The following is a 9,288-nucleotide window of genomic DNA, read 5'->3' as shown; positions in this document are numbered from 1 at the left end:
GAAACCGCACCCGGATAAACGGGGTGAAGGGTTTGAGCTGCGTACCGATGACTGGGGCGCGATCCGTGCCGGGAAAGGGCTGTTTATCAGTGCGGATAAACAAGCCAACGCCAACGGGGAAGTACTGGCGATGAACCCGGCCATCAGTCTGGTCAAAGGTGCCGTCAACCAGGTAATGGAATGGGGAGCGGTAACCCAAACCCACCTGAATTATCAGCCGGATATCGAGAGCCTGAAAACCTATTTACAGGGCGTGGATCAACTGAAAATGGCGGCCATGCTGCTCAGTGCGCCGGAGGGGGTAGGGATTGTCAGCCCACAGAGCGTAATGGTGCAAAGTGGTCAGGCACTCTATGCCCAAAGTGCGGGCGAGGTACATATCGCCAGTGCCTGCCGAATTGGGGTGAATGCGACAAAGGCTATCTCCTTGTTAGCGCAAAGCGAAGGAATGCGCCTGGTATCGGGAAAAGGGCCGCTTGCTCTGGAGTCACACGGTGATGTTCTGGGTATCACGGCATTAAAAGATGTCACGGTCAATTCAACTCAGGGCCAGGTACAGATTATCGCCAAAAACGGCCTGACATTGGCGTGTGGCGGCGCGTATATCCGTCTGTCTCCGTCTGGGGAAATTGAAATGCACGGGCCGGGCCTGTTAAGCCTGAAAGGGCAGCACAAAATGGATGCCCCGGCGAAACAGGATTTTCCCTTACCTGATCTGCCTGAATCCGTGTGCAAAGAGTGCCTGAAAAAAGCGCAGGAGAGGGCGCAAGGGTTTGTTTTGAGGAAATAACCGATGAATGATGATCAAATAACCGACTGGATTGCCGTACTTGAGGCGTCAGCAAAGGATGTCGGCATGCATTGCCTCGATATCATTGTGGATCAATCCGGGGGCGAGTTCTCGCTGATCCCGGCGTTGAAGAGTTTTTCGCCTGAAATCAAATGGTGTTCGTTGTTTCAGGGATTGCCCGAAGAGATGAGGGGGGATGATGCGCCGGTATTGATCCGGATTGATTTGACACATCCCGGCCAGCAGCAATGGATGCAGGAAATTATCTTGCGCTTAAGGGAAGAACCGTTGCTGCTGATTTTATGCTCGTCATGGTCATTTGACCTGTTGTCTCAATATTTAATTCAATGTGCGGATGCCGCATACGCGGGACAGGCGGGTATTTTACGCTTTTTTGATCCGCGTATTTTTCCTGTGCTGTTTTCTCATGTGTTGGATGAGGCGCAGCAACAGCAATTACTCCGGCCTGTTCTGTTCTGGAGCTGGCTTGATCGTGACGGCGTTTCGAAGTTTCTTTTGGGTGAGGGGAATACCGAACCCGTTAATGACGCCATTGAGAAAATTGATCTCACGGATAAGCAACTGGCGTTCCTCCTGTGTGTTTCTGATGCGCATCAGCTTATGCCGCGATTGAATGAGAACGAATACCCGGACGTCTCGCGTGAGCAACTGTTTAACCACAGTTATGCCTTGATGGTCGAAGCATCTGACAAGCCTATTGTACTGGATGATGACCGGGCATCCTTTGTGCTTGGGCATCTCAAGTCCAGATTATCACCGATGTGAAGGAGTCGAAGATGAAAAAACAACAGCTTAGGCTGGCGGTTTTGTGTCTGTTATTGGTTGCTTGCAGCCAGTTTCCGGCGCAGGCGGGAACCATTGAGGCCATTAATCATACTAAATGGGCGATTAATCGGTTCAGTGTGGATGGTAATCCCGGTATCGATATTATCGGGCCGTACCAGGGTGGAGGGGGTGGCTGCTGCTATAGCGTGCCAGCGAAATGGAAACCGGGTATGGCGGTCCGGGTGGATTGGGAGACTGGAGCAGGAGGCTCGGAAGGATTCCCAGGGTTCGCTGATAGAGATAAATATTTGGCTTGGGAAAAAAAAATGAATGCTTATACACGCCAGCATAGCCGGGTAGTGCCGGTGCCCGATTATACCGGGCAGCGCACCTGCGGCATTACGGTGCATTTTTTACCCTGTGATCAGGTCAAAGTTACCACCTCTTGTAGCACCTATAACAGTCCCCATTATCCAATTAAAGAACCTTTAAAAATGAAGGAGCCGAAAGTATGTCCGAAGTAATGCATACAGGCATTTCAAGTCCAGATTATCACCGATATGAAGGAGTCGAAGATGAAAAAACAACAGCTTAGGTTGGCGGTTTTGTGTCTGTTATTGGTTGCTTGCAGCCAGTTTCCGGCGCAGGCGGGCGTGATTATCGCCATTAATCATACCCAGTGGGCGATTAACCGGTTCAGTGTGGATGGTAATCCCGGTATCGATATTATCGGGCCGTACCAGGGTGGAGGGGGAGGGTGCTGCTATAGCGTGCCAGCGAAATGGAAACCGGGAATGACGGTCCGGGTGGATTGGGAGACTGGAATAGGGAATACAGAAGGGTTCCCGGGTTATGACAAGTGGGATGAATATTTAGCGTGGGTAAAAAAAATGGATGCTTATACACGCCAACATAGCCGGGTAGTGCCAGTGCCCTATTATCAAAATGGCGGTGATACCTGCGGGATTACGGTGCACTTTTTGCCTTGTGATCAGATTAAAGTCACGACCTCTTGTGACGCCTACGGTAGTCCGAACTACCCAATTAAAGAACCTTTAAAAATGAAGGAGCCGAAAGTATGTCCGAAGTAATGTATACAGGCATATCAAGTCCAGATTATCACCGATGTGAAGGAATTGAAGATGAAAAAACAACAGCTTAGGCTGGCGGTTTTGTGTCTGTTATTGGTTGCTTGCAGCCAGTCTCCGGCGCAGGCGGGAACCATTGAGGCCATTAATCATACTAAATGGGCGATTAATCGGTTCAGTGTGGATGGTAATCCCGGTATCGATATTATCGGGCCGTACCAGGGTGGAGGGGGTGGCTGCTGCTATAGCGTGCCAGCGAAATGGAAACCGGGTATGGCGGTCCGGGTGGATTGGGAGACTGGAGCAGGGGGCTCGGAAGGATTCCCAGGGTTCGCTGATAGAGATAAATATTTGGCTTGGGAAAAAAAATGAATGCTTATACACGCCAGCATCGTCAGGTGGTGCCAGTGCCCTATTATCAAAATGGCGGTGATACCTGCGGGATTACGGTGCACTTTTTGCCTTGTGATCAGATTAAAGTCACGACCTCTTGTGACGCCTACGGTAGCCCAAACTACCCGATAAAAGAACCTTTAGAAATGAAGGAGCCGAAAGTATGTCCGAAGTAATGCATACAGGCATTTCAAGTCCAGATTATCACCGATATGAAGGAGTCGAAGATGAAAAAACAACAGCTTAGGTTGGCGGTTTTGTGTCTGTTACTGGTTGTTTGCAGCCAGTTTCCGGCGCAGGCGGGCGTGATTATCGCCATTAATCATACCAAATGGGCGATTAACCGGTTCAGTGTGGATGATACGCCGGGTATCGATAGTATTGGGCCGTATCAGGGCGGTGGGGGGGGTGGTTGCTATAGCGTACCGGAGAAGTGGCGATCTGGTATGACGGTCCGGGTGGATTGGGAGACTGGCGTGGGGGAAATGGATGGTTTTCCCGGTTTTGCGGATAGAGAAAAATATTATGCATGGAAAAACAAAATTGATGCCCAGAAACGCCAACATAGTCAGGTGGTGCCAGTGCCCTATTATCAAAATGGCGGTGATACCTGCGGCATTACGGTGCACTTCTTACCCTGTGATCAGGTCAAAGTCACCACGTCCTGTGACGCCTACGGTAGCCCAAACTACCCGATAAAAGAACCTTTAAAAATGAAGGAGCCGAAAGTATGTCCGAAGTAATGCATACAGGCATCTCAAGTCCAGATTATCACCGATGTGAAGGAGTCAAAGATGAAAAAACAACAGCTTAGGCTGGCGGTTTTGTGTCTGTTATTGGTTGCTTGCAGCCAGTTTCCAGCGCAGGCGGGCGTGATTATCGCCATTAATCATACCAAATGGGCGATTAATCGGTTCAGTGTGGATGATACACCGGGTATCGATATTATCGGACCGTATCAGGGTGGAGGGGGGGGGTGCTGCTATCGGGTTCCGGAGAAATGGAAACCGGGAATGACGGTCCGGGTGGATTGGGAAACCGGTGAGGCATCAACAAAGGGATTTCCCGGTTTTGCTGATGAAGAGAAATATTTGGCTTGGCGTAATAAATTACGGGCTAATAATCGCCAACATAGCCGGGTAGTGCCAGTGCCCTATTATCAGAATGGCGGTGATACCTGCGGCATTACGGTGCACTTCTTGCCTTGTGATCAGATTAAAGTCACGACCTCTTGTGACGCCTACGGTAGTCCGAACTACCCGATAAAAGAACCTTTAAAAATGAAGGAGCCGAAAGTATGTCCGAAATAAATCATAACGATGCTGTCTGGTTGCCAGCCCCCTTCCCGGCTCAGGGACGGTTGCCGGCCAAAAGCTATCTGGTCGGGCAAAATTGTCACCGTCAGACCAGTGATGAAAGGGCCTACCATCAGGAATTGTGTCTGGCGGCGGATCGTCGGGTGGTGCCGCCCTGCTGTAAGACCCTGCATGTCAGCTTGTTTTTTGATGGGACCGGCAATAATTTATATAACGACCTTTATCAGGCCGTTCCACACCACCCGACCAATATTGCCCGTCTTTTCCAGACGACGATTGGGGCCGGTTATGCCGGTGGTGCAGCGGGTAAGCTGTTGCTGGATGATGTCGACAGCACAGGCGGAAAGTACTTTAAGTATTATATTCCCGGTGTGGGTACCCCCTTCCCGGAAATTAATGATCTGGATTACACCACTTTAGGACTGGCCGCTGCTGACCGGGGCGAAGATCGGATCAACTGGGCGTTGCTGCGGCTGATTGATGTCCTCGGTTTTAGCCTGACACAAAAACAGATGACCAACAGTGAAAGCCAAAAATCCCTTGAGGCGATGGCCACCACATGGCACACGCTGGGCTTGGGTGGCGCGCATAACCGTTATGGCGAGTTTTATAAGCAGTTTGCCCGCTTAAAACGTGAGCTGGTCATAGCCCGCAGCCAGCCGGGACGGGGCAAATCCAAACTGCTGGGGATGAAGTTGTATGTGTATGGTTTCTCCCGCGGGGCCGCGGAGGCGCGGGCCTTTGTCAACTGGCTGGCCGAACTGTTGCCGCCACCCAGGGGAGATAACCTGAAACCGTCACAGTGTTTGCAAGCGAAAAACGAAACCGACCCGGATGGTAACCTGCCCATCAGTGTGGAGTTTCTCGGGCTGTTTGATACGGTGGCGTCGGTCGGGGGGAGCCATATGGTTCCGGTGGTTGAAGGCCATATGGCCTGGGCTGACGGCACGCAGGAGCTGCCAGCGGAGGCGACATACGGTGGTCTGGTGAAACGCTGTGTGCATCTGGTCTCGACCCATGAACAGCGGCTGAGTTTCCCAATGGATTCCATTCGCCGTTCGGACGGCACTTACCCGACAGGCAGTACCGAGGTGATTTATCCCGGGGTGCATTCTGATTTGGGCGGGGGTTATCCACCGGGAGAACAGGGCAAGTCAATAGGTAAAACAGATGCACTGCTATTGTCCCAAATTGCTTTGCATGAGATGTATGCAGCGGCTTTTGATTCCGGTGCACCTTTAAAAGTGCCAGAAGATGCTTTGCCTACAGATTTAGCCAGAAATGCTTGGCGTAAAATGCCACTGGATGTAGTTGATGAATTTCTCATTAGCTCGCAGCTAGTCAACCGCTTCAACGCCTGGCGTCACGTCACCCTGGGCCTGGAGATGCCCAAACACCCTCTATCGGAAGAGGACGCTGCCCGCTTTGAACCGGTACGGTCAACTGTGGCGCTGGAGCAGGCCATGAAAAACCAGATGGACTGGCTGACCGCCTGGCGTATCAACCGTTACGCCGGCGGTACGCTGCTCAGTGCGCCGTTTTTCCATGAAGCCCCCAACCGTGATGCGAAAACAGCCCACTATGCGCAAAGTCAGCAGGCGCAGGAAGAAAAGCAGCAGGCGGTGTTAAAGCAACGGAAAGCCCAGCGGACGGCTTTTGCGTCCAGCGGTGGGCGGGGAGAGCCCCCGGTGTTGGTCCCGGGCGTGCCGGATTTTGACCCGGAAACTGCCCAGAATCAGTTGCGGGAAGCGGCAGCGGAATTTAGCCGTGACTACCGGGGAGACCGGCGGGAGACACACACTGTGAAGCAATTTGTTGTCGATAACATTCTGGGCAATGCCCTTTATCTGTTGAACAGTGATGATGAGGACAAGGAATATCAGCAAATGAAAGCGGCGGGAGAAGCGTTGGTCAAACCGCTTTTCCTGACGGCGCCGGTGGGAAAAGTGGGTCAACCAGAATCCCCGACGTCATTACTGGTGGCCCTGTATGACAATCAGGTGCATGATTCCCGCGCCTGGTTTATGTACTCTACGCTGGATACGCGTGAACCGGAGGGCGGTTATTTCCGTTACCGGGTGATTTACTTCGGCAAAGTGTGTAATAAACCCCTGTCGCTTTTGACGGTGGCCGGCAATGTGGTCGGGGCCGCGTCACCGGTTGGCAGTGTCTTGTTTATCTTCAAACGGAAAAAAGTCGGCAACATGGTGGCGGATGCCATCAACGAAGCTCACTTCACTCCGCTGGACGTGAGCGCCCACGATTTATCCACCCGAGAGCTGATCCCCCTGTTACCGGACGCGGCGCAGACGAAGGCATTCACCCATCATGTGGGCGAGGTGACGAGTCAGCAGAGACAGTTTATTGAAGCGCGGCGAGTGCAAATCGGCAAAGAAAAGCTTAAGGCACGTTGGGCAGGAAAGACGGTGAAACCAACCCCGTCAGGGGGACCGGAGAAATGAAGAACGTTATCCGTCAGGGCGACAGCCTGCGTGAATACGGCGGCAAGGTATTATCGGGTCACTATCTGTGTTTTGGTCAACCGATCGCCTGCAAGGGTGATCCGGTTCAGTGTCATCACCATGGCATGACCACCATTGCTCAGGGGAGTGCATCCTGCCTGATAGCGGGTCAGCCGGTGGCATTACACGGTCATCGTTGTGAATGCGGTTGTACGTTAGTCAGCTCTTTTCCCGATTATCAGGTGGCGTCATGAAAACCTGTCCCCTTTTTCCGCCTTACCGTCAGGCTTCCCCTCCCCGTTTTAAACGCTGGTTGGCCGTAGGCGCCGGCGGGGTATTGCTGGTCAGTAATATCGTCGCGCTGATAAGACCTGAAATCGGTGACACTTCAGCCTTATACGCCATGATCCCCGGACTGGCGGCGTTATGGCTGTTATGTCTGCTATTCCGCTGGCTGTTTTACCGTTTTGCCCGGCATAACGCCTGGATTTATCAGCAACAGGTTGAGTGGGTGCAACAACGTTGGTGGCGTAAACATCGTCAGCCGATGGCGCTGGCAGACTGGGTGTTGGTCGGGCCGCTGGGGAGCTCGCCTGATGTGTGGCTGAGTGTGATTAATCAGTCCCATTGTCGCCCGGAGCCCCTCAGGGAAAAAACCGGTCCGGCCGTTCGCCTGTTGCGTTCTTTTGTCTCGGATAGTGAGCAACGGGAAATCCAGCTGGCGAAAATGGCGGTGAATCAGTGGCGGAGTCAGCATCAGAACCCCTTGAAATGTACGCCGCTGCACTGTTACTGGCTGGGCTCTGCTGCTGTCTGGCCGGGATTTGCCGCCCAGATGGCGGTGCAGTTTCCTGATGTGGTGTTACCCGAACAGCCGCAATATTGGCGTGGTATTGACACCCTGGATGAGATGATTGACCGGCTGAATGCGACAACGGGCAGTCAGGCGACTATTTTGTGCGCCGGTTGTCAGTGTGTAGTCAGTGAAGCGGAGTCAGCCTTACCGGCGGGTGAAGCGGCTTTTATTTGGTTGCTGAAAAAAACCGGCAAGGTGGCGTTGACCCGCGGTGAATATTTTCAGACTCAAGATGATGAACAGGTTATGGATGTGGCGGCCCGGGCGCTGATGCAGGCGGATATCACCCAGCCACCGGAACCCTGTTTTCTGTTTTCCCAGCCGGATGTTTCCTCACTGGAAGAGACCGGCTGGAATGTCACTCAACATGTGCAGGATCTCAACTGGGGCAATATTGGCGGGATGGAAGCGGTCGTGGTGCAAACACTGGCGGCTATCTCGGCGGAAAATACCGGCCAGCCCTGTGGGTGGTTAGCCCGTGATCCTCAACATGCTTTAGCGTTTGGAATAGTGAAATCTTATGGCACTGCAAGAGAATAAATTACCCCCTGTTTCAGTAGTGAATACGCTCATCTTACTGGTGGGAACCATTACCCTGTTGGTTTCGTTAGTCGGCCTGGGATGGTGGTTTTGGGGCGAACACCAAACCACGGATACCGAGACGTTTAATCATTTGTTACGGGTTTGTGGAATAGCCTGGGTGCTCATGGTAGTGGTGAGTATGCTGGGTTTTATCACAGTCACGTTGTTTGTCAAAAACAAAGTGACTGACACGAAGCCGGATACCCGGCCACTTTTTCCCGTCAGCAAACCGTATAATTATGGTGACTTAGGCGATCGCCTGCACCGTCGTTATGGCCTGTTCTGGGGGTATAAAGTCCGTATCTTGCTGGTGATGGGTGAGGCGGAACAGGTGGAAGCCATCGCGCCGGGGCTGACTACCCAACACTGGCTGGAGGGCCATCGCACGCTCCTGCTATGGGGCGGCAGTTTACAACACACGGAACCCGATGCCGCGCAACTGGCGGCCCTGCGTCGCTTGCGCCGTTTCCGTCCGCTCAATGGCATCGTCTGGGCATTGACCGAACAACAAAGCGCGCAGCCGGTCTGGCTAGATAAAGCCCTGCGGATGTTGCAGAAACAGGCCCGACAGTTGCACTGGCAGGCACCCGTCTATTTGTGGCAGGTGTGTCACAGTCTCTGGTCACAGGAAGGGCGGGCGACTCAGGCGGTGGGCAGCTTTTTTCCTGAACGCTGTACCCCCGAGATTGTGGAGACCCAGCTGCAACAGTTGATTGACCCGATACGCAGGCGGGGGATGCAGCAACTGTTGCTCGAGAATGCCCATGATTTTTTGTATCGGCTGGCCTCCACCCTGGAGAAAAAAGGCATTGCCCACTGGCGCAGGGTGTTGACACCGTGGTTAGCGGAGTACAGTGAGGTGGTGTTGCTGCGCGGGTTGATGTTCAGTCTGCCGCTGAAAGCAACCCCGGATGCAGGACCGCAAAACTGGTTGCCCGATACCGCCTGGCAGGGGGTGTTGGCTGACAGCCGGCACCGGCACGGCAGACGAGTCGGACGTATCCAGCGGCGCAAC

9 protein-coding genes and 2 pseudogenes are annotated in these 9,288 nt (G+C 53.1%); all 11 read left to right on the top strand.

Translation table 11 applies throughout. The annotated features are described in order from the left end of the window. Positions 1–790 (top strand): DUF2345 domain-containing protein (locus ABR397_RS21300; RefSeq protein ID WP_350307461.1); only part of this gene is annotated, 790 nt, incomplete at its 5' end. Between the two features lie 3 nt (positions 791–793). Next, a complete protein-coding gene (locus ABR397_RS21295) occupies positions 794–1,576 on the top strand; it encodes a DUF4123 domain-containing protein (protein WP_350307460.1) in 783 nt (260 codons plus the stop codon). Between the two features lie 11 nt (positions 1,577–1,587). Further along, positions 1,588–2,100, top strand: coding sequence for a DUF3304 domain-containing protein (locus ABR397_RS21290; RefSeq protein WP_350307459.1), 513 nt, complete (start codon positions 1,588–1,590; stop codon positions 2,098–2,100). A 51-nt stretch (positions 2,101–2,151) separates the two neighbouring features. Continuing rightward, positions 2,152–2,667, top strand: coding sequence for a DUF3304 domain-containing protein (locus tag ABR397_RS21285; RefSeq protein ID WP_350307458.1), 516 nt, complete (start codon positions 2,152–2,154; stop codon positions 2,665–2,667). A 51-nt stretch (positions 2,668–2,718) separates the two neighbouring features. Beyond that, positions 2,719–3,233: pseudogene (locus tag ABR397_RS21280) on the top strand (DUF3304 domain-containing protein). A 51-nt stretch (positions 3,234–3,284) separates the two neighbouring features. Continuing rightward, on the top strand, positions 3,285–3,800 hold the full coding sequence (locus ABR397_RS21275; RefSeq protein ID WP_350307457.1) for a DUF3304 domain-containing protein: 516 nt from the start codon (positions 3,285–3,287) through the stop codon (positions 3,798–3,800). A gap of 51 nt (positions 3,801–3,851) precedes the next feature. After that, positions 3,852–4,367: a DUF3304 domain-containing protein gene (locus tag ABR397_RS21270; protein ID WP_350307456.1), complete on the top strand. Its 516-nt coding sequence runs from the start codon at positions 3,852–3,854 to the stop codon at positions 4,365–4,367. Beyond that, positions 4,355–6,835 (top strand): T6SS phospholipase effector Tle1-like catalytic domain-containing protein, encoded by a 2,481-nt coding sequence (locus ABR397_RS21265; protein WP_350307455.1) that lies wholly within the window; start codon positions 4,355–4,357, stop codon positions 6,833–6,835. Before ABR397_RS21270 ends, ABR397_RS21265 begins: the two co-directional genes overlap by 13 nt. Further along, positions 6,832–7,089 carry a PAAR domain-containing protein gene (locus ABR397_RS21260; protein WP_350307454.1) on the top strand — a complete coding sequence of 86 codons (258 nt, stop codon included), beginning with the start codon at positions 6,832–6,834 and terminating at the stop codon, positions 7,087–7,089. Before ABR397_RS21265 ends, ABR397_RS21260 begins: the two co-directional genes overlap by 4 nt. Beyond that, positions 7,086–8,231 carry a hypothetical protein gene (locus ABR397_RS21255; protein WP_350307453.1) on the top strand — a complete coding sequence of 382 codons (1,146 nt, stop codon included), beginning with the start codon at positions 7,086–7,088 and terminating at the stop codon, positions 8,229–8,231. Before ABR397_RS21260 ends, ABR397_RS21255 begins: the two co-directional genes overlap by 4 nt. Further along, positions 8,212–9,288, top strand: a pseudogene (locus ABR397_RS21250) (ImcF-related family protein); the annotation flags it as partial. The gene ABR397_RS21255 and the pseudogene ABR397_RS21250, both read left to right, overlap by 20 nt.

This window comes from Photorhabdus viridis, assembly GCF_040256935.1.
GTDB lineage: Bacteria > Pseudomonadota > Gammaproteobacteria > Enterobacterales > Enterobacteriaceae > Photorhabdus > Photorhabdus viridis.
This window is presented reverse-complemented; position numbering and strand designations above follow the sequence as displayed.